At 72.4% G+C, this 22,002-nt stretch carries 21 protein-coding genes; 2 read left to right on the forward strand and 19 right to left on the reverse strand.

Annotation, left to right across the window (positions count from 1 at the left end; translation table 11 throughout):
* Positions 1 to 14: 14 nt before the first annotated feature.
* Together fmt and def are read right to left on the reverse strand one after the other, a co-directional pair.
* Positions 15 to 947, reverse strand: a complete 933-nt coding sequence (fmt, locus tag ABZ883_RS37740) for a methionyl-tRNA formyltransferase (RefSeq protein WP_360914856.1) — start codon at positions 945 to 947, stop codon at positions 15 to 17.
* A 32-nt stretch (positions 948 to 979) separates the two neighbouring features.
* On the reverse strand, positions 980 to 1,525 hold the full coding sequence (gene def, locus ABZ883_RS37745) for a peptide deformylase (RefSeq protein WP_360914859.1): 546 nt from the start codon (positions 1,523 to 1,525) through the stop codon (positions 980 to 982).
* 200 nt (positions 1,526 to 1,725) lie between these two features.
* On the opposite strand from def, the gene ABZ883_RS37750 reads away from it, so the two are divergent.
* Complete coding sequence (locus ABZ883_RS37750) at positions 1,726 to 2,250, forward strand: hypothetical protein (protein ID WP_360914862.1); 525 nt, start codon at positions 1,726 to 1,728, stop codon at positions 2,248 to 2,250.
* 93 nt (positions 2,251 to 2,343) lie between these two features.
* On the opposite strand, the gene ABZ883_RS37755 is transcribed toward ABZ883_RS37750, so the two are convergent.
* The 14 genes from ABZ883_RS37755 to pyrR all read right to left on the reverse strand — a co-directional run bounded on the left by ABZ883_RS37755 (position 2,344) and on the right by pyrR (position 18,915).
* Entirely contained in the window at positions 2,344 to 4,488 is a 2,145-nt protein-coding gene (locus ABZ883_RS37755; RefSeq protein ID WP_360914865.1) for a primosomal protein N', read from the reverse strand.
* Between the two features lie 114 nt (positions 4,489 to 4,602).
* The gene (metK, locus tag ABZ883_RS37760; protein WP_360914868.1) at positions 4,603 to 5,811 is read right to left on the reverse strand and encodes a methionine adenosyltransferase; all 1,209 of its coding nucleotides are present in this window, start codon (positions 5,809 to 5,811) and stop codon (positions 4,603 to 4,605) included.
* Between the two features lie 223 nt (positions 5,812 to 6,034).
* A complete protein-coding gene (gene coaBC, locus ABZ883_RS37765; protein WP_360914871.1) occupies positions 6,035 to 7,243 on the reverse strand; it encodes a bifunctional phosphopantothenoylcysteine decarboxylase/phosphopantothenate--cysteine ligase CoaBC in 1,209 nt (402 codons plus the stop codon).
* A 101-nt stretch (positions 7,244 to 7,344) separates the two neighbouring features.
* Positions 7,345 to 7,617 carry a DNA-directed RNA polymerase subunit omega gene (gene rpoZ / locus ABZ883_RS37770; RefSeq protein WP_005319902.1) on the reverse strand — a complete coding sequence of 91 codons (273 nt, stop codon included), beginning with the start codon at positions 7,615 to 7,617 and terminating at the stop codon, positions 7,345 to 7,347.
* A gap of 129 nt (positions 7,618 to 7,746) precedes the next feature.
* Entirely contained in the window at positions 7,747 to 8,304 is a 558-nt protein-coding gene (gene gmk / locus ABZ883_RS37775) for a guanylate kinase (protein ID WP_360914876.1), read from the reverse strand.
* 38 nt (positions 8,305 to 8,342) lie between these two features.
* Entirely contained in the window at positions 8,343 to 8,666 is a 324-nt protein-coding gene (locus ABZ883_RS37780) for an integration host factor (RefSeq protein WP_018564176.1), read from the reverse strand.
* Between the two features lie 224 nt (positions 8,667 to 8,890).
* Entirely contained in the window at positions 8,891 to 9,724 is an 834-nt protein-coding gene (pyrF, locus tag ABZ883_RS37785; protein WP_360914880.1) for an orotidine-5'-phosphate decarboxylase, read from the reverse strand.
* Complete coding sequence (locus ABZ883_RS37790; protein ID WP_360914883.1) at positions 9,724 to 10,836, reverse strand: quinone-dependent dihydroorotate dehydrogenase; 1,113 nt, start codon at positions 10,834 to 10,836, stop codon at positions 9,724 to 9,726. Before ABZ883_RS37790 ends, pyrF begins: the two co-directional genes overlap by 1 nt.
* 82 nt (positions 10,837 to 10,918) lie before the next feature.
* Positions 10,919 to 14,230, reverse strand: coding sequence for a carbamoyl-phosphate synthase large subunit (gene carB, locus ABZ883_RS37795; RefSeq protein WP_360914886.1), 3,312 nt, complete (start codon positions 14,228 to 14,230; stop codon positions 10,919 to 10,921).
* Positions 14,223 to 15,362, reverse strand: coding sequence for a glutamine-hydrolyzing carbamoyl-phosphate synthase small subunit (carA, locus tag ABZ883_RS37800; RefSeq protein ID WP_360914889.1), 1,140 nt, complete (start codon positions 15,360 to 15,362; stop codon positions 14,223 to 14,225). Before carA ends, carB begins: the two co-directional genes overlap by 8 nt.
* Complete coding sequence (locus ABZ883_RS37805; protein WP_360914892.1) at positions 15,359 to 15,934, reverse strand: hypothetical protein; 576 nt, start codon at positions 15,932 to 15,934, stop codon at positions 15,359 to 15,361. The genes carA and ABZ883_RS37805 overlap by 4 nt, the downstream gene beginning before the upstream one ends.
* Positions 15,931 to 17,229 carry a dihydroorotase gene (locus tag ABZ883_RS37810; protein WP_360914895.1) on the reverse strand — a complete coding sequence of 433 codons (1,299 nt, stop codon included), beginning with the start codon at positions 17,227 to 17,229 and terminating at the stop codon, positions 15,931 to 15,933. Before ABZ883_RS37810 ends, ABZ883_RS37805 begins: the two co-directional genes overlap by 4 nt.
* Positions 17,230 to 17,231: 2 nt before the next feature.
* Complete coding sequence (locus tag ABZ883_RS37815; RefSeq protein ID WP_360914898.1) at positions 17,232 to 18,212, reverse strand: aspartate carbamoyltransferase catalytic subunit; 981 nt, start codon at positions 18,210 to 18,212, stop codon at positions 17,232 to 17,234.
* A gap of 121 nt (positions 18,213 to 18,333) precedes the next feature.
* Positions 18,334 to 18,915 carry a bifunctional pyr operon transcriptional regulator/uracil phosphoribosyltransferase PyrR gene (pyrR, locus tag ABZ883_RS37820; RefSeq protein WP_360914902.1) on the reverse strand — a complete coding sequence of 194 codons (582 nt, stop codon included), beginning with the start codon at positions 18,913 to 18,915 and terminating at the stop codon, positions 18,334 to 18,336.
* A 218-nt stretch (positions 18,916 to 19,133) separates the two neighbouring features.
* Here pyrR and ABZ883_RS37825 point away from each other — a divergent pair, with 218 nt between their 5' ends.
* Positions 19,134 to 19,634: a transcriptional regulator gene (locus tag ABZ883_RS37825; RefSeq protein WP_360914905.1), complete on the forward strand. Its 501-nt coding sequence runs from the start codon at positions 19,134 to 19,136 to the stop codon at positions 19,632 to 19,634.
* A gap of 156 nt (positions 19,635 to 19,790) precedes the next feature.
* Here the strand turns inward: ABZ883_RS37825 and nusB are convergent, their stop codons facing one another.
* From nusB to ABZ883_RS37840, 3 genes are read right to left on the reverse strand one after another with little or no spacing between them, the layout of a single operon-like run.
* Entirely contained in the window at positions 19,791 to 20,231 is a 441-nt protein-coding gene (nusB, locus tag ABZ883_RS37830; RefSeq protein WP_360914908.1) for a transcription antitermination factor NusB, read from the reverse strand.
* A gap of 2 nt (positions 20,232 to 20,233) precedes the next feature.
* Positions 20,234 to 20,800 (reverse strand): elongation factor P, encoded by a 567-nt coding sequence (gene efp, locus ABZ883_RS37835; protein ID WP_360914911.1) that lies wholly within the window; start codon positions 20,798 to 20,800, stop codon positions 20,234 to 20,236.
* Between the two features lie 53 nt (positions 20,801 to 20,853).
* A complete protein-coding gene (locus ABZ883_RS37840; protein WP_360914914.1) occupies positions 20,854 to 21,963 on the reverse strand; it encodes an aminopeptidase P family protein in 1,110 nt (369 codons plus the stop codon).
* Positions 21,964 to 22,002: the final 39 nt, after the last annotated feature.

Here is a 22,002-nt window from a genome sequence, read left to right on the forward strand (position 1 = left end):
CGGGGGACGCGCGGTTACGCGCCCAGCCGCTCCCCGGAGGGAACGCGGACGCCGCGCGCCCAGTCGGCGGCGGCCATGGGCTTCTTGCCCTGCGGGCGCACCTCGCCCAGCTCCACGGCGTGGCTGCCGGTGCCGACGAGCACGGCCCGCTTGGTGACCTCCAGCTCGCCGGGGGCGAGGCCGGTGTGCTCGGGCAGCAGCGCCACGGGGCCGATCTTCATCCGCTCGCCGCCGAAGAGGGTCCAGGCCCCCGGGGCCGGGGTGCAGCCGCGGACCAGGCGGTCCACGCGCAGCGCGGGCGCCTTCCAGTCGATCAGGGCGTCCTCGACGGTGATCTTGGGGGCCGTCGTGATGCCCTCGGCGGGCTGCGGGCGGGCGACCAGCGAGCCGTCCTCGATGCCGTCCATGGTGGCCGCCAGCAGCTTCGCGCCGCTGTGGGCGAGGCGGGTGAGCAGGTCGCCGCTGGTGTCCCGGGACCGCACGTCCTCGGTGACGACGCCGTAGACCGGGCCGGAGTCCAGGCCCTCCTCGATGAGGAAGGTGGAGGCGCCGGTGACCTCGTCGCCGGCCATCACCGCGTGCTGGACGGGCGCCGCGCCGCGCCAGGCGGGCAGCAGGGAGAAGTGCAGGTTGACCCATCCGTGGGCCGGTACGTCCAGGGCCACGCGGGGCAGCAGGGCGCCGTAGGCGACGACCGGGCAGCAGTCGGGCGCGATCTCGCGCAGCCGCGCCAGGAAGTCCTCGTCACGTGGACGCGCGGGCTTGAGCACCTCGATCCCGGCCTCCTCGGCGCGCTGGGCGACCGGGCTGGCGACGAGCTTGCGCCCGCGGCCGGCGACGGCGTCGGGCCGCGTGACGACGGCGGCGACCTCGTGGCGGCCGGAGGCGATCAGTGCGTCGAGTGCGGGTACGGCGACCTCGGGGGTGCCGGCGAAGACGAGCCTCATGCGGGTGCGGTGCCTTTCTGCGGAACGCGGCGCTACAGAGCGCGGCCGAAGGTGCTGTGCGGCGAGACGCGGACCTCGGGCGCGGGCTGCCCGGTCCACTCCGCCTCCCGTATCGCCTTCATGGCGGCCTTGCGCTGCTCGGGATCGAGCCGGTCGATGAAGATGATCCCGTCGAGGTGGTCGGTCTCGTGCTGGATGCAGCGCGCGAGCAGCTCGGTGCCCTCGATGGTGACGGGGTCGCCGTACATGGTGAAGCCGCGGGCCACGACGCCGTGCGCGCGCCTGGTGTCGAAGCGCAGTCCGGGCAGCGAGAGGCAGCCCTCGGGGCCGTCCTGCTCGTCGTCGCTCAGGCTCAGGTCGGGATTGACCAGATGGCCGACCACGCCGTCGACGTGGTAGGTGAACACCCGCAGCGACACACCGATCTGAGGGGCCGCCAGGCCGGCGCCGGGAGCGTCGCGCATCGTCTCCTCGAGATCCTTGACGAGGGTGCGCAGCTCTTTGTCGAACACGGTCACGGGCTGCGCCTTCATGCGCAGCACGGGGTCGCCGAAGAGGCGGATCGGCTGGACGGACACGCGGCGGGCTCCATGGGTGGACGGCGGTGGTCGGCGGGTGGGCAACCGCACCAGTCTATGGGCCGACAGGGTGGGGGCGCGCACGGCTTCTCGCGCCCCCCGGCGAGCGGGATGCGCCCCTGCTGCGTGACTCCCCGGGCGGCTGGCGCGTTGATGTCAAAGGAGATTGACCGACACGAGCCGGCTCGAGAGGCCAGTTGATGCCCGAACACGCAACTCACGACGCCCAGGCCAGGGCGAGCCTTCACCTGCTGGTGCGGGACATCGAGCGGGTCCGCCGACAGGTCGACGCGCTGCGCACCCTCACCACCCAGTTGGGCAATGTCTATCGCCCCCGGCGCAGCGGCCCGTCCGCCGGATTCGTCGTCTACGGCCGGGCACCCGCACCCACCGTACGGCTTGCCCAGGAACTTCGGGACAGCGTCGAGACCCTGGTGACCGCGGCGGTGGAGTTCGACCGCTCCCTGGGCTTCTCCTGGGACGCCGTCGGCTCCGCGCTAGGTGTGACCAAGCAGGCCGTCCACCGTCGCTACGGCACCCGCCGAGCGGCCGCCGCGGCGTCGGCGGAGCCGCACGGCGAGCCCGACTCCCCCGCGTCGGCCGTCGCGTCGGTCCCCGCGCCGGCCATTCCCGCGCCGACCGTCCCCGCGGCCCGCGCGATGCCCGCTCCCGCGCCCCGCGACGACAGCATCCCCGGCGCGGTCCCCGCTCCCCGCACCGGCTGACCTCCCGCTTCCCCCCTCATACGCTTTCCCGCCCCGCCGCCCACCGCGCCGCACCAGGCCGGACGCCGGGGCGGAAGCGTGTCCGGGCGCGACTCAGCCGATGTCGGGCGGGTCGATGCGCACCCGCACCGGGTCGGCCTCCTTCCGGGCGATCCGCGCGGTCTGCGCGGCCTTGAGCGCGGCGGCGAGCGCCGCGCCGTTCCCGGGACGCACACGCAGCAGCACGCGGTCCCACCGCTCGCCGGGCGGCGTGTCACCGCTGCGGCGCGGACGCGCCGGGTCCACCACGGGCAGCGGCACGGGCCCCAGGATGTCGGTGTCCTCCGGGAGGCGGACGGTGTCCAGCAGGTCCGCGACGGCAGCCGGGCGCCCGCTCACCGAAGCCATCCGGGAGACCGGCGGGAAGCCCAGTTCCGCGCGCTCCGCCAGCTCCCGCACGGCATGGCCGACCGGGTCCCAGCGCACAAGGGCCTGCACCGGCCGGAGCGTCGGCTCCGCCATGACCACCACGGTGCCGCCCTCGCCGGCCGGGCGCACCAGGGCGGCGGCGTGGGCCCAGCGGCGCAGGGTCTCCTCCCCCGCGCGCAGGTCGGGGCGGTTGAGCAGGGCCCAGCCGTCGAGCAGCAGCGCGGCCGCATAGCCGCCGTCGGCGACCGGCTCGGCCCCGGGCGTCGAGATCACCAGCGAGGGCGTCTCCGGCACCGAGGCCAGCACGCCGTCGCGGCCCGAGGTCCGTACCGGCACCTTGGCGAAGGCGCGGCCGAGTTCGTCGGCGGTGCGGCGGACGCCCACCACTTGAGCGCGCAGCCGGAAGCCGCCGCACTCCGCGCAGTGCCAGGCCGCCTCGGGCCGTCCGCACCAGCCGCAGTGCGGCGCGCTGTCGCCGTCGCCGAGCTGGAGCGGCCCCGCGCACTGGGCGCAGCGCGCGGGCTCCCGGCAGCGCTCGCAGGCCAGCCGCGGCACATAGCCGCGCCGCGGCACCTGCACGAGCACCGGCCCGCGCTGAAGTGCCTCCCGGGTGACCTGCCACGCCACACTCGGCAGGCGGGCGACGCGCGCCGCGGCGTCCCGCGCCTCGTCGCCCTCGCCGACGGTACGCACCAGCGGCGCCGTGGCCCGCACCCGTTCACGCGGTGCCGTGATGGGCAACGCCCACTGGCTGTCGACGAGTTGGGCGCCCTCGACGGTGCAGATGAGGCCGCCGAGGAGAAAGCCGGCACCTTCCTCGGCGGCCCGCAGCAGCAGAACGTCGCGGGCGTGCGGCTGCGGGGCGTGCGGTTCGGCGTGGCTGGAGTCGCCGTCGTCCCACAGCACGGTCAGTCCGAGGCCGGCCACCGGCGCGAACATGGCGGCCCGGGTGCCCACGACGGCACGGACACTGCCCCGGCTCACCGCGAGCCAGCGGCGGTACCGCTCCTCGGGCCCGGCGTCGGCGGTGAGCAGCACATGGTGTCCGCCGCCGAGAAGCGCGGTCAGCGCGGTGTCGACGCGGGCGGCGGCACGGCCGTCGGGGACGACCGCGAGTGCCCCGCGCCCCGAGGCCAGGGTCGCCGCCATGGCGCGGGCGATCTCCTCGGGCCAGGTCGGTCCCGGCAGTGCGGTCCACACCGCGCGCGGGGTGTCGCCGCGGGACAGGGCCTGCAGGAAGGCGGGGCCGGTGGCGTACCGCCGCCACGGTCCGGGGTCCACCGGCGCGGGGGCGGGCAGCGGCTCGCGGGGCGGTTCGGCCTCGGCCTTCGCCCGCCGCGGCGGCACCGCGAGCTGGACGACGTCGGCGAGCGCCCCGGCATAGCGGTCGGCGACCGCGCGGCACAGCCGCAGCAGTTCCGGGGTCAGCACCTCCTCCGGGGACAGCACCTGGGCGAGCGGCGCGAGCGGTCCCCGGTAGTCGCTCTCGGCCAGCCGGTCGACGATGAAGCCGTCGTGCAGTTCCCCGCCCTCGCGGCGGCCCTTCACCACGCGCGCGCCGAAGCGCACGCGTACCCGGACGCCGGGGCGCGCCTCGGCGTCCATCGCGGCGGGCACGGCGTAGTCGAAGTACTGGTCGAGGTGGAGCAGCCCCTTGTCGACCAGGACCCGGGCCACCGGCAGGCCGTCGGCCAGCGCGGCCCCCCGCCAGGTGCGCGGCTTGGCCCGGGGCTCCTTGGCCTTGCGCACCGTCTCCCGGATGAGCGCGAGCTGCTCTCCCCCCTGCGGCCCGTCCGCCGGGGGTGTGCCGTGCTGGTCCTCGCTGCTCACAGCCTCAGTGTTACCAGAAGGCTCGGACAGCGCGGCTCCTGTGGCCGCCCGGAACGGGGACGGCCCCGGACCGTGCGGTCCGGGGCCGTCCTCGATGCCCTGTGCGGTGCGGCCTTACAGGCCGACCGTCTCGCGCAGCGCGTCGACGCGGTCGGTGCGCTCCCAGGTGAAGTCCGGGAGGGCGCGGCCGAAGTGCCCGTACGCCGCGGTCTGGGCGTAGATCGGGCGGAGCAGGTCGAGGTCGCGGATGATCGCGGCGGGGCGCAGGTCGAAGACCTGGCCGATGGCCTGCTCGATGCGCTCGGGGTCCACGGTGTGGGTGCCGAAGGTCTCGACGAAGAGGCCGACGGGCTCCGCCTTGCCGATCGCGTACGCGACCTGGACCTCGCAGCGCGAGGCGAGGCCGGCGGCCACGACGTTCTTGGCGACCCAGCGCATCGCGTAGGCGGCGCTGCGGTCGACCTTGGACGGGTCCTTGCCGGAGAACGCGCCGCCGCCGTGGCGGGCCATGCCGCCGTACGTGTCGATGATGATCTTGCGGCCGGTGAGGCCGGCGTCACCCATCGGGCCGCCGATCTCGAAACGCCCGGTCGGGTTGACCAGCAGGCGGTAGCCCTCGGTGTCGATCTTGATGCCGTCGTCCAGGAGAGCCCGCAGCTCCGGCTCCACGACGAACTCGCGGATGTCGGGGGCGAGCAGCGAGTCCAGGTCGATGTCGCTGGCGTGCTGCGAGGAGACGACGACGGTGTCCAGACGGACGGCCTTGTCGCCGTTGTACTCGATGGTGACCTGGGTCTTGCCGTCGGGGCGCAGGTAGGGGATGGTCCCGTTCTTGCGGACCTCGGTCAGGCGCCGGGAGAGCCGGTGCGCGAGCGTGATCGGGAGCGGCATCAGCTCGGGGGTCTCGTCGCAGGCGTAGCCGAACATCAGGCCCTGGTCGCCCGCGCCCTGCTTGTCGAGCTCGTCCTCATCGCCTTCGACCCGGTTCTCGTACGCCGTGTCGACACCCTGCGCGATGTCCGGGGACTGCGCGCCGATGGACACCGAGACACCGCAGGAGGCGCCGTCGAAGCCCTTCTTCGAGGAGTCGTAGCCGATGTCGAGGATCTTGTTGCGCACCAGGGTCGCGATGTCCGCGTAGCCCTTGGTGGTGACCTCGCCCGCGACGTGCACCAGACCGGTGGTGATCAACGTCTCGACGGCGACGCGGGAGGTGGGGTCCTCCTTGAGCAGTGCGTCGAGGATCGTGTCGCTGATCTGGTCGGCGATCTTGTCGGGGTGGCCCTCGGTCACGGACTCGGAGGTGAACAGGCGGCGGGACACATCGCTCCCTGGGGTTGCAGCGGCTGCTGGCTGATCATGGGTGGCTGGCGCGGGGCTGCGCCCGGCCGGCCAGGGGTCAGTTTATCGTTCGTACCACGAAGACGGACACGGCATCTCGAAGGTTGGGAAGGCCGTGACCTGCAACACTGTCCAGCACCCCGGGCCCGAACGCCAGTAGCGCGCTCGCACGACACGCAGTGTCGTGCCGCTGCCGGGGCGGCGATCAGGCAAGACGCCGTACGACGAGGTCCCAGACCTGCTCGGCCAGGGCCTCCTTGGGGCCGTGCGGCACCGGGGTCTCACTGCCGTCGGCGCCGAGGATCACGGCCTCGTTCTCCTCAGTCCCGAAGGCCTTGGAGTCGCCGACCTCGTTGACGACGAGCAGATCGCAACCCTTGCGGGCGAGCTTGGCGCGGCCGTTGACCAGAACGTCGTCGGTCTCGGCGGCGAAGCCCACCACGACCTGCGCGGCGTTGGGCCGATCGGCGGAGAGCTCGGCGAGGACATCGGGGTTGCGCACCAGTGCGACCGGCGCGGGCTCCTCGCCGTCCTTCTTCTTGATCTTGCCCTCGGCGTAGTGGGCCGGACGGAAGTCGGCGACGGCCGCCGCCATGACCACCGCGTCGGCGTCGGCGGCGGCCTTCAGGACCGCCTCGCGCAGCTGCACGGCGGTGCCCACCCGGACCACGTCGGCTCCGGCCGGGTCGGCGAGCGCGGTGTTGGCGGCGATCAGGGTGACCCGGGCCCCGCGCGCGACGGCGGTGCGGGCCAGGGCGTAGCCCTGCTTGCCGGAGGAGCGGTTGCCCAGGTAGCGGACGGGGTCCAGCGGCTCACGGGTGCCGCCGGCGCTGACCACGACATGGCGGCCGGCCAGGTCGGCCGCCAGGGCGCGCGGGCCGCGCAGCAGCACCCGGCGGCAGGCCTCGAAGATCTCGGCGGGGTCGGGCAGCCGGCCCTTGCCGGTGTCGACACCGGTCAGCCGGCCGACGGCGGGTTCGATCACGATCGCGCCGCGACGGCGGAGCGTGGCCACATTCTCCTGGGTGGCCGCGTGCTCCCACATCTCGGTGTGCATGGCGGGCGCGAACACCACCGGGCAGCGCGCGGTCAGCAGGGTGTTGGTCAGCAGGTCGTCCGCGAGCCCGTGGGCGGCCCTGGCCAGCACGTCGGCGGTCGCGGGGGCCACCACGACCAGGTCGGCGCCCTGTCCGATGCGCACGTGCGGCACCTCGTGGACGGACTCCCAGACCTCCGTCGAGACGGGGTTGCCCGACAGCGCGGACCAGGTCGCCTCGCCGACGAAGTGCAGCGCCGAGGCGGTGGGCACCACCCGTACCTCGTGGCCGGACTCGGTGAACCGGCGCAGCAGCTCGCACGCCTTGTAGGCGGCGATCCCGCCGCTCACGCCCAGGACGACCTGTGGCTTCCCCATCGTCTCTCCCGCGCTGTGTGGACCGTGTGCGTACCCGCCCATGACACACCACGGGCCCGGCGGCTCGGCCGCCGGGCCCCCTGATGCGTGCGTGGGTCGTACTACTGCGCCGGGCCCTCGATGGCCTCGGAGGTCAGCAGACCCGCGTTGATCTCGCGCAGCGCGATCGACAGCGGCTTCTCGTGCACATGGGTGTCCACGAGGGGGCCGACGTACTCGAGCAGACCTTCGCCCAGCTGCGAGTAGTACGCGTTGATCTGACGGGCGCGCTTGGCCGCGTAGATCACGAGGCTGTACTTCGAGTCAGTGGCCTCGAGCAGCTCGTCGATCGGCGGGTTGATGATGCCCTCGGGCGCGGTGATGGAAGAGGACACGCTCTACCTTCCGATTGGATGGACTGGATGAACCTTGATCGACGTCGACGATCCGCTGCGCCCCGGGCGGTCCCGCGGGCCGGACTCCTTGGCCGGCTCCCGGTCGGGCCCGGAAAAGGCCGCAAAAGATCAGTCTACGGTCATCAAGGCTAGCAGCTCACGCGCGACGTCCTCGACGGACGTGTTGACCAGGGTGGTGTCGAACTCCGTCTCGGCCGCCAGCTCGACGCGGGCGGCCGCCAGGCGGCGCTCGATGACGTCCGGCGCCTCGGTGCCGCGGCCGGTGAGCCGGCGGACCAGCTCGTCCCAGCTCGGCGGTGCGAGGAAGATCAGCTGGGCGTCGGGCATCGACTCCCGGACCTGGCGCGCGCCCTGGAGGTCGATCTCCAGCAGGACCGGCTCGCCGGCGTCCAGCCGCTCCAGGACCGCCTGGCGCGGGGTGCCGTAGCGGTTGCCGGCGAATTCGGCCCACTCGAGCAGTTCGCCGTTGGCGACGAGCTTGTCGAACTCGTCACTGTCGACGAAGAAGTAGTGCACCCCGTGCTCCTCCCCGGGCCGCGGCCTGCGGGTGGTGGCCGAGACCGAGAGCCAGACCTCGGGGTGGACTGTGCGCATATGAGCGACGACCGTGCTCTTGCCGACCCCCGAGGGGCCGGAGAGCACGGTCAGCCGCGGACGTTCACTCATGGAGCGATTATCCCGGTTCCCGGGGGGTGCTGGGAACGTCAGGCAGCGGGGCTGCCGAACTCGCGCTCCAGGGAAGCGATCTGGTTGGAGCCGAGCCCACGGACCCGGCGGCTCTCGGAGATGCCGAGCCGCTCCATGATCTGCTTGGCGCGGACCTTGCCCACGCCGGGCAGGGACTCCAGGAGGGCGGAGACCTTCATCTTGCCGATGACGTCGTTCTCCTGGCCCTGCTTGATGACCTCGTGCAGCGAGGCGCCGGAGTGCTTGAGCCGATTCTTGACCTCGGCGCGCTCCCGGCGAGCCGCGGCGGCCTTCTCGAGCGCGGCAGCGCGCTGTTCAGGGGTAAGGGGCGGAAGAGCCACGCCTACGTCACCTCGGAAGTAGAACTGTCGGATACGGATCGGTGTGGAACCTAGCTGCCCCCCACCTGCAGGGGCAACGTGAAACGCGCACCTTGCGCGCTCTCGTCGGAGACTAGCGGCCCGAACGCTCACAGTCAGCGCAAACAAGAAGAAAAGTCCTGGTCAGCGTCAATCGACCAGGACTTTCCGGACAAAACTGAGCAGGTTTCCGGACGTCTTGACTCCTACTTGACGGCTTCGGCGAGTTCCGCGGCCTGCTGGAGGGCCGCTTCACGCAGCGCGGAGACCGACGGACCGTGCCGCAGAACGCCCCGGCTCACGCTGGGCACGACATTGCGCACCGCGTCGCCGAAGACCCTCGGCAGGTCCTGGGCCGTGGCGCCCTGGGCGCCGATTCCGGGGGCGAGGAGCGGACCGTTCACGGCCAGTGCGACGCCGGCCCGGTCCAGGGTCGCGCCGACGACCGCGCCGACGGACCCCAGGGGCGCAGCGTCCGCGTTCTCCGCGGCGATGTGGTCCAGCATCACCTGTGCGAGCGACCTGCCGTCCGGCGCGGTTGACCGCTGGACCTCCGCGCCCTCCGGGTTCGAGGTCAGCGCGAGCACGAAGACCCCGCTGCCGCTCGCGCGCGCCGCGTCCAGGGCCGGGCGCAGGGAACCGAAGCCCAGGTAGGGGCTGACGGTGACGGCGTCGGAGAAGAGCGGGGCCGCCGGGTCGAGGTAGGTGGCGGCGTACGCGTCCATCGTGGAGCCGATGTCGCCGCGCTTGGCGTCCATCAGCACAAGAGCGCCCGCCTCCCGGGCGTCGGCGACCGCCCGCTCCAGGACGGCGATCCCGCGCGAGCCGAAGCGCTCGAAGAAGGCGCTCTGCGGCTTCAGCACCGCCACGCGGTCGGCCAGGGCCTCCACAACGGTGCGGGTGAAACGCTCCAGACCGGCGACGTCGTCGCCCAGGCCCCAGGCGGTGAGCAGGGAGGAGTGCGGGTCGATCCCGACGCAGAGCGGGCCGCGGGTGTCCATGGCGCGGCGCAGGCGTGCGCCGAAGGGCTCGGGGCTCATCACGGGGCGGCTGCCTTCCGGGTGTCGGCGCCGACGGCATCGGCGAGGGTGGCGTACGGGCTGTTCCCGAGGCGGGTCGCCAGGCCGCGGTGGATCGTCCGGCACCAGAAGGGGCCCTGGTAGACGAAGGCGCTGTAGCCCTGGACCAGGGTCGCCCCGGCGAGGATGCGCTGCCAGACGTCGTCCGCGGTCTCCACGCCGCCGACGCCGACCAGGGTGATCCGGTCGCCGACCCGGGCGTAGAGGCGGCGCAGCACCTCCAGGGAGCGGGCCTTCAGCGGGGCGCCGGACAGTCCGCCGGTCTCCGCGACCAGGGCGGGACCGGAGCGCAGGCCGAGCCCTTCGCGGGCGATGGTGGTGTTGGTGGCGATGATGCCGTCCAGGCCGAGTTCGAGGGCGAGGTCGGCGACGGCGTCCACGTCCTCGTCGGCGAGGTCGGGCGCGATCTTGACGAGCAGCGGGACCCGGCTCGCGGGCACGGTGCGGTCGGCGGCCTCGCGCACCGCGGTGAGCAGCGGCCGCAGGTGGTCGACGGCCTGGAGGTTCCGCAGTCCGGGGGTGTTGGGCGAGGAGACGTTGACGACCAGGTAGTCGGCGTACCGGGCCAGTCGCTCCGTCGAGGCGACGTAGTCGGCGACCGCCTCGTCCTCGGGGACGACCTTGGTCTTGCCGATGTTGACGCCGACGGTCGTCGGGAAGACCGCCGCGCGGGCTTCCAGCCGTTCGGCCACCGCGGCGGATCCCTCGTTGTTGAAGCCCATGCGGTTGATCAGCGCCCGGTCCTCGACCAGGCGGAACAGCCGCTGCCGCGGGTTGCCGGGCTGCGGCCGGGCGGTGACGGTGCCGATCTCGACGTGGTCGAAGCCCAGCATGGCCAGCCCGTCGATGCCGACCGCGTTCTTGTCGAAGCCGGCGGCGAGCCCGAAGGGGCCGTGCATGCGGCGGCCCAGGGCCTCGACCCGCAGCGCGGGGTCGCGGGGTGCGAGCAGCGCGGCGACGAAGGTGCGCAGGACGGGGATCCGGGCGGCGAGCCGGATCCAGCCGAAGGCGAGGTGGTGCGCCTGCTCGGGGTCGAGGCGCTTGAAGATCAGGCGGAACAGGAGCGCGTACATGTGAGGCCTTCTGCGGTGGTGCGGCCGGCGGGGAGCTCGTGACGAGGGGGGCACCGGTGTGCGGTGCCCCCCCCTCCTGGGCCTATGCCTCGCGGGCCGCGGTCAGGCGCTCCGCGTGCTCCTGGAGGGAGCGGACCCCGACATCGCCCCGGGCGAGCGCGTCCAGCCCCTGCACGGCGGCGGCGAGCGCCTGCACGGTGGTCAGGCACGGGACGCCGCGGGCCACGGCGGCGGTGCGGATGTCGTACCCGTCGAGGCGGCCGCCGGTGCCGAACGGGGTGTTGACGATGAGGTCGATCGCGCCGTCGTGGATGAGGTCGACCACGGTCGGCTCGCCGTTCGGGCCGGTGCCCTCGCTCTTCTTGCGGACGATCGTGGCCTCGATGCCGTTGCGCTTGAGCACCTCGGCGGTGCCGGAGGTCGCCAGCAGCTCGAAGCCGTGCTCCACCAGGGCGCGGGCCGGGAAGATCAGCGCCCGCTTGTCGCGGTTGGCCACCGAGACGAAGGCGCGGCCCTTGGTCGGCAGCGCGCCGTAGGCGCCGGCCTGCGACTTGGCGTACGCCGTGCCGAAGACGGAGTCGATGCCCATGACCTCGCCGGTGGAGCGCATCTCCGGGCCGAGGACGGTGTCGACGCCGCGGCCGTGCACGTCGCGGAAGCGGCTCCACGGCAGCACGGCCTCCTTGACGGAGATCGGCGCGTCGAGCGGCAGGGTGCCGCCGTCGCCGTGGGCCGGGAGCAGTCCCTCGGCGCGCAGCTCGGCGATGGTGGCGCCGAGCGAGATGCGCGCGGCGGCCTTGGCCAGCGGGACGGCGGTCGCCTTGGAGGTGAAGGGCACGGTGCGGGAGGCGCGCGGGTTGGCCTCCAGCACGTAGAGGATGTCCCCGGCCAGCGCGAACTGGATGTTGATCAGGCCCTGCACGCCGACGCCCTTGGCGATGGCCTCGGTGGAGGCGCGCAGCCGCTTGATGTCGTGGCCGCCCAGGGTGATCGGGGGCAGGGCGCAGGCGGAGTCGCCGGAGTGGATTCCGGCCTCCTCGATGTGCTCCATGACGCCGCCGAGGTAGAGCTCGTGGCCGTCGTAGAGCGCGTCGACATCGATCTCGATGGCGTCGTCGAGGAAGCGGTCGACCAGGACGGGGCGGTCCGGGCCGATCTCGGTGGACTCGGCGATGTAGGAGGCGAGGCGGGTCTCGTCGTAGACGATCTCCATGCCGCGGCCGCCGAGCACGTACGAGGGGCGGACCAGGACCGGGTAGCCGATCTCGTCGGCGATGGCCTTGGCCTCCTCGAAGGTGGTGGCCGTGCCGTGCTTGGGGGCGGGCAGGCCGGCCCGGTCCAGGACGCGGCCGAAGGCGCCGCGGTCCTCGGCGAGGTGGATGGCCTCGGGCGAGGTGCCGACGACGCGCACACCGTTGTCCTTCAGTGCCTGCGCCAGGCCCAGCGGGGTCTGGCCGCCGAGCTGGACGACGACACCGGCGACGGGGCCGGCCTGCCGCTCGGCGTGGACGATCTCCAGGACGTCCTCCAGGGTGAGCGGCTCGAAGTAGAGCCGGTCGGAGGTGTCGTAGTCGGTGGAGACGGTCTCCGGGTTGCAGTTGACCATGACGGTCTCGTAGCCCGCGTCGTGCAGCGCGAAGGAGGCGTGCACACAGGAGTAGTCGAACTCGATGCCCTGGCCGATGCGGTTCGGGCCGGAGCCGAGGATGATCACCGCGGGCTTCTCGCGCGGCGCGACCTCGGACTCCTCGTCGTAGGACGAGTAGAAGTACGGGGTACGGGCGGCGAATTCGGCGGCGCAGGTGTCGACCGTCTTGTAGACCGGGCGGACGCCCAGCGCGTGCCGCACCTCGCGGACGACGTCCTCGCGCAGCCCGCGGATCGCGGCGATCTGGGCATCGGAGAAGCCGTAGCGCTTGGCCTCGGCGAGCAGTTCGGGATCGAGCTTGCCCGCGGCGGCCACCTCGTCGGCGATCTCCTTGATCAGGAAGAGCTGGTCGACGAACCAGGGGTCGATCCTCGTCGCGTCGAAGACCTCCTGGGGGGTGGCCCCGGCCCGGATGGCCTGCATGACGGTGTTGATCCGGCCGTCGGTGGGGCGTCCCGCGGTGAGCAGCAGCTCGCCCTTGTCGCCGGTTTCGCCGGTGAAGGCGAACTGGCTGCCCTTCTTCTCCAGCGAGCGCAGCGCCTTCTGCAGCGCCTCGGGGAAGTTGCGGCCGATCGCCATGGCCTCGCCGACCGACTTCATGGTGGTGGTGAGGGTGGCGTCGGCGGCGGGGAACTTCTCGAAGGCGAAACGCGGCACCTTGACGACGACGTAGTCGAGGGTCGGCTCGAAGGACGCCGGCGTCTGCTCGGTGATGTCGTTGGGGATCTCGTCGAGGGTGTAGCCGACGGCCAGCTTGGCGGCGATCTTGGCGATCGGGAAGCCGGTCGCCTTGGAGGCGAGCGCGGAGGAGCGGGAGACCCGCGGGTTCATCTCGATGACGATGACCCGGCCGTCCTCGGGATCGACCGCGAACTGGATGTTGCAGCCGCCGGTGTCCACACCGACCTCGCGGATCACGGCGATGCCGATGTCGCGCAGGATCTGGTACTCGCGGTCGGTCAGGGTCATCGCGGGCGCGACGGTGATGGAGTCGCCGGTGTGCACGCCCATGGGGTCGAAGTTCTCGATGGAGCAGACGACCACGACGTTGTCGTGCTTGTCGCGCATGAGCTCCAGCTCGTACTCCTTCCAGCCGAGGATGGACTCCTCCAGGAGCACCTCGGTGGTCGGGGAGAGCGTGAGTCCCTGGCCGGCGATGCGGCGCAGCTCCTCCTCGTCGTGGGCGAAGCCGGAGCCGGCGCCGCCCATGGTGAACGACGGGCGGACGACGACCGGGTAGCCGCCCAGGGTGCCGACGCCGGCGATCACCTCGTCCATGGTGTGGCAGATGACCGAGCGGGCGGACTCGCCGTGGCCGATCTTGGCGTTGACGGCCGCGACGACGTCCTTGAACAGGTCGCGATCCTCGCCCTTGTTGATGGCCTCGACATTGGCGCCGATCAGCTCGACGCCGTACTTGTCGAGGACGCCCGCGGTGTGGAGCGAGATCGCGGTGTTGAGCGCGGTCTGACCGCCCAGGGTGGGCAGCAGCGCGTCCGGGCGCTCCTTGGCGATGATCTTCTCGACGAACTCCGGGGTGATCGGCTCCACATAGGTGGCGTCGGCGATCTCCGGGTCGGTCATGATCGTGGCCGGGTTGGAGTTGACCAGGATCACCCGCAGGCCCTCGGCGCGCAGGACGCGGCAGGCCTGGGTGCCGGAGTAGTCGAACTCGGCGGCCTGGCCGATGACGATCGGGCCGGAGCCGATGACCAGGACGGACTGGATATCGGTGCGCTTAGGCACGCTGGCCCTCCATGAGCTTCACGAAGCGGTCGAAGAGGTACGCGGCGTCGTGCGGACCTGCGGCGGCCTCGGGGTGGTACTGGACGCTGAAGGCGGGGGTGTCGAGCAGCCGCAGGCCCTCGACCACGTTGTCGTTGAGGCAGACGTGGGAGACCTCGACCCGCCCGTACGGGGTGTCGGTGACCTGGTCGAGCGGCGCGTCCACGGCGAAGCCGTGGTTGTGGGCGGTGACCTCGACCTTGCCGGTGGAACGGTCCTGCACCGGCTGGTTGATGCCGCGGTGGCCGTACTTGAGCTTGTACGTGCCGAAGCCGACGGCCCGGCCGAGCAGCTGGTTGCCGAAGCAGATGCCGAACAGCGGGGTGCCGCGCTCAAGGACGCCCTGGATGACGGTCAGGTCGGCGGTGGCCGGGTCGCCGGGGCCGTTGGAGAGGAAGACGCCGTCGGGCCCGACCGCGTAGACCTCCTCCAGGGAGGCGCCCGCGGGCAGGACGTGCACCTCGATGCCGCGCTCGGCCATGCGCTGCGGCGTCATGCCCTTGATGCCGAGGTCGAGGGCGGCGACGGTGAACTTCTTCTCCCCGACGGCCGGGACGACGTACGGCTCCTTGGTGGCGACCTCCGCGGAGAGGTCCGCCCCGGACATCTGCGGGGCGGCCTGCACCTCGGCGAGGAGGGCGCCCTCGTCGGTGTGCGCCTTGTCGCCGGAGAAGATGCCGACGCGCATGGCGCCGCGCTCGCGCAGGTGGCGGGTGAGGGCGCGGGTGTCGATGCCGCTGATGCCGACGACTCCCTGGCGGGTCAGTTCCTCGTCCAGGGTGCGCCGGGAGCGCCAGTTGGACGGCACGCGGGCGGGGTCGCGGACGACGTAGCCGGCCACCCAGATGCGGGAGGACTCGGGGTCCTCGTCGTTGACGCCGGTGTTGCCCACGTGCGGGGCGGTCATCACGACCACCTGGCGGTGGTACGAGGGGTCGGTCAGCGTCTCCTGGTAGCCGGTCATGCCGGTGGAGAAGACGGCCTCGCCGAAGGTCTCCCCCACGGCCCCGTAGGCACGGCCGCGGAAGGTGCGGCCGTCCTCCAGGACGAGTACGGCAGGGACCCTCGCGGGCCGCTGGGCGGAGGTCGTCATCGTGCGCCTTCCTGGTCGTGCGTAAGGGTGTTCAGGGCCTCGACCCACGCGCTGTGCTCGGCGGAGCGGTCGGAGCGGAAGCCGGAGTCGATCTCCCGGTCGCCGTGCGCCCAGGTGATCACCAGCAGGCCGCCCTCGGTGAGGACCTTGCCCGCGATGCCCTTGTCGAGGCGGGCGCCGCGCAGGGCGCCTGCCGGGATGAAGAAGTCCGGCGCTCCGGTGCGGACGACGTCCACGCCGCGGTCCGTGAGGGTCAGCGCGGCACGGCTGCGCACCCCCAGGCCGTGGGCCACGATGCGGTCCAGCCACTGCCCCGCGGTCGTGCTGCCGTGGTAGCGGCCGTCCATGGTCAGCAGGACCGGCCGCGGCTCGTCGCCGGGCTCCCCCGGGGCGGTGGGGAGGGCGGGCACGTCCCCCTGGAGGGTGCCGCGCCACTTCCAGCCCTGACGCATCAGCCAGTAGACGAGGGCGATGAAGAGCAGCAGCCCGACGACCCAACCGATGCGGGCGGACCAGTCGGTGACCTGGGCGGAGTGCTTGCCCTCCGCCGCGATGAGTACCAGAGGTGTCACGTGAGCTTCCCGTCCATGACCGTCGCCTTGCCCCGCAGGAACGTGGCGAACACCTGGCCCGGCAGCTCCAGACCCTCGTAGGGGGTGTTGCGGCTGCGGGAGGCGAAGCCCGCGGGGTTCACCTCACCACGGTATGCCGGATCGACCAGCGTCAGGTTGGCGGGTTCACCGGCCGAGACGGGGCGGCCGTGGCCGGCCAGGCGCCCGATGACGGCGGGCCGGAAGGACATCCGGTCGGCGACGCCCGCCCAGTCCAGCAGGCCGGTGTCGACCATGGCGTGCTGGACGACCGACAGCGCGGTCTCCAGACCGATCATGCCCATCGCGGCCGCGCCCCACTCGCAGTCCTTGTCCTCGTGGGGGTGCGGGGCGTGGTCGGTGGCCACGCAGTCGATGGTGCCGTCGGCGAGCGCCTCGCGCAGCGCCATGACGTCGGCCTCGGTGCGCAGCGGCGGGTTGACCTTGTAGACCGGGTTGTACGAGCGCACCAGCTCGTCGGTCAGCAGCAGGTGGTGCGGGGTGACCTCGGCGGTGACGTCCCAGCCCTTGGACTTGGCCCAGCGCACGATCTCGACGGAACCGGCCGTGGACAGGTGGCAGATGTGCACGCGGGAGCCGACGTGCGCGGCGAGCAGCACATCGCGGGCGATGATCGACTCCTCGGCGACCGCGGGCCAGCCGGTCAGCCCCAGCTCGCCGGAGACGACGCCCTCGTTCATCTGGGCGCCCTCGGTCAGGCGCGGCTCCTGGGCGTGCTGGGCGACGACGCCGTCAAAGGCCTTCACGTACTCCAGGGCGCGGCGCATGATGACCGCGTCGTCCACGCACTTGCCGTCGTCGGAGAAGACCCGCACCCCGGCGGCGGAGTCCGCCATCGCGCCGAGTTCGGCGAGCTGCTTGCCCTCCAGGCCCACGGTGACGGCGCCGACCGGCTGCACGTCGCAGTAGCCGTGCTCGCGGCCGAGCCGCCAGACCTGCTCGACGACGCCCGCGGTGTCGGCGACCGGGAAGGTGTTGGCCATCGCGTGCACGGCGGTGTAGCCGCCGGCGGCGGCGGAGCGGGTGCCGGTCAGGACGGTCTCGGAGTCCTCCCGGCCCGGCTCGCGCAGGTGGGTGTGGAGGTCGACCAGGCCCGGCAGGAGGACCTTGCCCGCGGCCTCGACCACGGTGGCGCCCTCGGGGGCGGCCAGGTCCGTGCCCACCTCGGCGATCGTCCCGCCCTCGATCAGGACGTCCTGCGGGTCGCCGCCCAGGATCCTCGCGCCGCGGATCAGCGTCCTCGGGGTCGCGCTCATGTTCACTTGCTCTCCTCAGCGGTGCGGGCGGGGGCGGGGCCGGAGACGGCGGGCTCGGCGCCGCCGAGCAGCAGGTACAGGACAGCCATCCGGATGCTGACGCCGTTCCTGACCTGCTCGACGGCGGTGCAGCGCGGCGAGTCCGCGACCTCGGCGGTGATCTCCATGCCGCGGTTCATCGGTCCGGGGTGCATGACGACGGCGTGCTCCGGCAGGGCGGCCATCCGGATGCCGTCGAGGCCGTAGCGGCGCGCGTACTCGCGCTCGGTCGGGAAGAAGGCGGCGTTCATGCGCTCGCGCTGGACGCGCAGCATCATGACGGCGTCGGTCTTGGAGAGCACCGCGTCCAGGTCGTACGAGACCTCGCAGGGCCACTTCTCGACGCCGATCGGCAGCAGGGTGGGCGGCGCCACCAGGGTGACCTCGGCGCCCAGGGTGTTCAGCAGCAGCACATTGGAGCGCGCCACGCGGCTGTGCAGCACGTCGCCGACGACGGTGACCCGCCGGCCCGCCAGGTCGCGGCCGGGGCCCGACAGGTGGCGGCGCATGGTGAAGGCGTCCAGCAGCGCCTGGGTGGGGTGCTCATGGGTGCCGTCGCCCGCGTTGACCACGCTGCCGCCGATCCAGTCGGAGTAGGCGAGGCGGTGCGGGGCGCCGGACATGTGGTGGCGGATGACGACGGCGTCGGCGCCCATCGCCTCCAGGGTGAGCGCGGTGTCCTTCAGCGACTCGCCCTTGGAGACCGAGGACCCCTTGGCGGAGAAGTTGATGACGTCGGCCGACAGCCGCTTGGCGGCGGCCTCGAAGGAGATGCGGGTGCGGGTCGAGTCCTCGAAGAAGAGGTTGACCACGGTGCGGCCGCGCAGGGTGGGGAGTTTCTTGATGGGGCGGTCGGCGACGCGCGCCATCTCCTCGGCGGTGTCGAGCACGAGGAGGGCGTCGTCGCGGGTGAGGTCGGCCGCCGAGATCAGGTGGCGCTTCATCGGTCACTCCGGAGGATGCGTGCGGGGGCGGGCGAAGGGGCGGCACGCGGCGTCTCCCGGACGACTCGTGCCGGGGGACGGGCGGGCATGGCTGTGCCCCGGGAGGCGGGGCGGAGCCGCGCTACTCGTCCGCCGGGGAGCCGTCGCGTACGCCGAGCAGGACGCAGTCGCGCCCGTCCTCCTCAGTCAGATGGACCTTGACGGTCTCGCGCAGCGAGGTGGGGATGTTCTTGCCGACGTAGTCGGCCCGGATGGGCAGCTCGCGGTGGCCGCGGTCGACCAGGACGGCGAGCTGCACCGCACGCGGGCGGCCGATGTCGTTGAGTGCGTCGAGGGCGGCGCGGATGGTGCGGCCGGAGAAGAGCACGTCGTCCACGAGGACGACCAGGCGGCGGTCCACGCCGTCGGCCGGGATCTCGGTGCGGGCGAGCGCGCGGGCCGGGCCGAGCCGCAGGTCGTCACGGTACATGGTGATGTCGAGCGAGCCGACCGGGACCTTGCCGCCGGTGATGCCGTCGAGCTTGCCGGCGAGTCTGCGGGCCAGGTGGACGCCGCGGGTCGGAATGCCGAGGAGCACCACGTCGTCGGCGCCCTTGGCGCGTTCGACGATCTCGTGGGCGATGCGGGTCAGCACCCGCTCGATGTCCTGCGCCTCCAGCACGGGCCGGGACGGCACCGTTGAGGCCTCGCTGTGTGCGGCCATGAAAAATGGACCTCCTTCCCCGCCTCACTGGACGGGCCTTAAAGGACGTCAAAACGTACGGGACCACCGTACCAGCCCCGCTGACCTGCTCTGTCACGGGTGACGCGCCGACGACCTCGCTCGTCCGGGGGTACCGGTGTGGACCATTCGGCTTGACGGATTCCAATTACGCTGCGTAACCTCACAGTGAGTTACTGAGTTTCCGTCCGGGGAGCGTTATGTCCAGCGATTACGCCAAACAGCTCGGAGCGAAGCTCCGTGCCATCCGCACACAGCAGGGACTCTCCCTCCACGGCGTCGAGGAGAAGTCCCAGGGGCGCTGGAAGGCCGTCGTGGTCGGCTCGTACGAGCGTGGCGACCGCGCGGTGACGGTGCAGCGGCTCGCCGAGCTCGCCGATTTCTACGGCGTGCCGGTCCAGGAGCTGCTGCCCGGTTCCGCACCTGGTGGTGCCGCCGAGCCGCCGCCGAAGCTCGTCCTCGATCTCGAGCGCCTCGGCCAGGTGCCGTCCGACAAGGCCGGCCCGCTGCAGAGGTACGCCGCGACGATCCAGAGCCAGCGCGGTGACTACAACGGCAAGGTGCTGTCGATCCGCCAGGACGACCTGCGCACCCTCGCCGTCATCTACGACCAGTCGCCCTCGGTCCTGACCGAGCAGCTCATCGGCTGGGGCGTCCTCGACGCGGACGCACGGCGCGCGGTGCAGCACGAGGAGGGCTGACACCCTCGGGAAGCAGAAACGTTCACGCCCCTGTGCGGTGGCCCCCTGGGACACCGCACGGGGGCGCTTGTGTTCCCAGCCCGGGGCAGCGTGCCGCCTGTCGCACGACGGGCCCGGAACGCCGTGCGTTCCGGGCCCGTGTCGCGGGACGGCGGCTCAGTCCTCGCGCAGGTCCTCGCGCAGGCCCGGCTTGAGCTCCTTCAGACGGGCCAGCAGGCCGTTCACGAACGACGGCGAGTCGTCCGTGGAGAACTCCTTGGCCAGCTGCACGGCCTCGTCCAGGGCGACGGCGTCGGGGACGTCGTCCTCCCACAGCAGCTCGTAGGCACCGAGCCGCAGGATGTTGCGGTCGGCGACCGGCATCCGGTCGAGCGTCCAGCCCACGGCGTGCTTTGAGAGCAGTTCGTCGATGCGCTTCGCCCGTTCGGCGTAACCCTCGACGAGTTTCATGGTGTATTCGCTGACCGGCGGCTGCCGGTCGTCGGTGCGGGCGAGCCTGATCCAGTCCGCCATGGCGGACTTGGGGTCGACGCCCCGCTGCTCCGCCTCGAAGAGGATCTGGAAGGCACGCTTGCGGGCCTTGTTACGAGCGGCCACGGTTAGCCGTTCACCCGGCCGAGGTACTCACCCGAGCGGGTGTCGACCTTGATCTTCTCACCGGTGGTGATGAAGAGCGGGACACCGATCTCGTAACCGGTCTCCAGCTTGGCGGGCTTGGTGCCACCGGTGGAGCGGTCGCCCTGGACGCCCGGCTCGGTGTACTCGATGACCAGCTCGACGGCGGCCGGGAGCTCGATGTACAGGGGCGCGCCCTCGTACATGGCGACGACGGCCTCGAAGCCCTCCAGGAGGAAGTGGGCGGCGTCGCCGACGACCTCGGGGGTGATGTAGATCTGGTCGTACGTGTCCATGTCCATGAACACGAAGCTCTCGCCGTCCTTGTAGGAGAACTGCATCCCGCGCTTGTCGACGTTGGCCGTCTCGACCTTCACGCCGGCGTTGAAGGTCTTGTCGACGACCTTGCCGGAGAGCACGTTCTTGAGCTTCGTACGGACGAAGGCGGGGCCCTTGCCGGGCTTGACGTGCTGGAACTCGACTACGGACCAGAGCTGGCCGCCGTCGAGCTTGAGCACGAGGCCGTTCTTGAGGTCGTTCGTGGTGGCCACGGTTGCGGAATCTCCTGCACTGCTGCTTCGGGGACCAAACAGGTGCCCGCCCGCTACAGGGCGAGCAGCTCCTTGGTCGTGATGGTGAGTAGCTCGGGCCCGCCGTCCGTCGGGGGACGCACGACGAGTGTGTCGTCGATCCGGACACCGCCGCGGCCCGGGAGGTGGACCCCCGGTTCGACGGTGACCGGCACGCAAGCGTCCAGTTTACCCATGGCGGCAGGCGACAACCGAGGGTCCTCGCCGATCTCCAGGCCGACCCCGTGTCCCGTGCTCTCCCCCAGCGCGTCCCCGTACCCGCCGGACTCCAGGACGTGCCGGGCGGCATGGTCCACGTCGCGGCAGGCGGCCCCCGGTGCCAGCGCCTCCCGGCCGGCCCGCTGGGCGGCGAAGACGAGGTCGTACAGCTCGATCTGCCAGTCGGCGGGGGACGTGCCGATGACGAAGGTCCGGCCGACCTCGCAGCGGTAGCCGCGGTAGCAGGCGCCCAGCCGCACGGTGAGGAAGTCCCCCTCCTCGACCCGCCGGTCGGTGGGCAGATGGCGCGAGGCACCCGAGTGCGGTCCGGTGCCGACGCAGGTGGGGAAGGCGGGGCCGTCGGCGCCGTGGTCGATCAGACGGCGCTCCAGCTCCAGCGCGAGGTGGCGTTCGGTCCGCCCCACCAGAATGGACTCCAGCAGCTCGCTGAGGGCCTGGTCGGCGATCTCGGCGGCGATGCGCAGGGCCGAGATCTCCTGCTCGTCCTTGACCAGCCGGAGCTGCTCGACGGCCGTCCCCAGGTCGGTGAGGCGGACGCCGGGCGCTGCCGCGCCCATCGCGCGGTGCCGGGCGACGGTGAGGTGGTGCTCCTCGACGGCCACGGTGGCGGCCTTCCGCTCGCCGGCCAGGGCGGCGGCGGCCACCGCCGGGTCGGCGTCCGGGGACGGCAGCACCACAGTGCGCACGTCGTCGGGGAGGCGGCCTTCCGCGAGGTCGCCGGAGGGATGGCGGCCGTGCACCAGCACGTCCTCGGGGCCCGGAGTGATCAGCAGCACCGTACCCGGCGGGGCGCAGCCGGTCAGGTAGCGGACGTTCGCGGGGCGGGAGACCAGCGCCGCCGCCGCTCCGGACGCCGCGCAACGGTCCCGCAGTCGTTCCCTGCGGGCAGCGTGCACCTCGGACATGTGGTGAGCGTACGTCGGGTCCCGCCGCTCGGCCTGTCG

This window comes from Streptomyces sp. NPDC046977 (assembly GCF_040644455.1).
Classification (GTDB): domain Bacteria; phylum Actinomycetota; class Actinomycetes; order Streptomycetales; family Streptomycetaceae; genus Actinacidiphila.

Excerpts from the sequence above, each read along its gene's own strand:
- fmt (WP_360914856.1), bottom strand. The coding sequence starts at position 947 with ATGAGGCTCGTCTTCGCCGGCACCCCCGAGGTCGCCGTACCCGCACTC.
- ABZ883_RS37750 (WP_360914862.1), top strand. The coding sequence starts at position 1,726 with ATGCCCGAACACGCAACTCACGACGCCCAGGCCAGGGCGAGCCTTCAC.
- coaBC (WP_360914871.1), bottom strand. The coding sequence starts at position 7,243 with ATGGGGAAGCCACAGGTCGTCCTGGGCGTGAGCGGCGGGATCGCCGCC.
- gmk (WP_360914876.1), bottom strand. The coding sequence starts at position 8,304 with ATGAGTGAACGTCCGCGGCTGACCGTGCTCTCCGGCCCCTCGGGGGTC.
- pyrF (WP_360914880.1), bottom strand. The coding sequence starts at position 9,724 with ATGAGCCCCGAGCCCTTCGGCGCACGCCTGCGCCGCGCCATGGACACC.
- ABZ883_RS37790 (WP_360914883.1), bottom strand. The coding sequence starts at position 10,836 with ATGTACGCGCTCCTGTTCCGCCTGATCTTCAAGCGCCTCGACCCCGAG.
- carA (WP_360914889.1), bottom strand. The coding sequence starts at position 15,362 with ATGACGACCTCCGCCCAGCGGCCCGCGAGGGTCCCTGCCGTACTCGTC.
- ABZ883_RS37810 (WP_360914895.1), bottom strand. The coding sequence starts at position 17,229 with ATGAGCGCGACCCCGAGGACGCTGATCCGCGGCGCGAGGATCCTGGGC.
- ABZ883_RS37815 (WP_360914898.1), bottom strand. The coding sequence starts at position 18,212 with ATGAAGCGCCACCTGATCTCGGCGGCCGACCTCACCCGCGACGACGCC.
- pyrR (WP_360914902.1), bottom strand. The coding sequence starts at position 18,915 with ATGGCCGCACACAGCGAGGCCTCAACGGTGCCGTCCCGGCCCGTGCTG.
- ABZ883_RS37825 (WP_360914905.1), top strand. The coding sequence starts at position 19,134 with ATGTCCAGCGATTACGCCAAACAGCTCGGAGCGAAGCTCCGTGCCATC.
- ABZ883_RS37840 (WP_360914914.1), bottom strand. The coding sequence starts at position 21,963 with ATGTCCGAGGTGCACGCTGCCCGCAGGGAACGACTGCGGGACCGTTGC.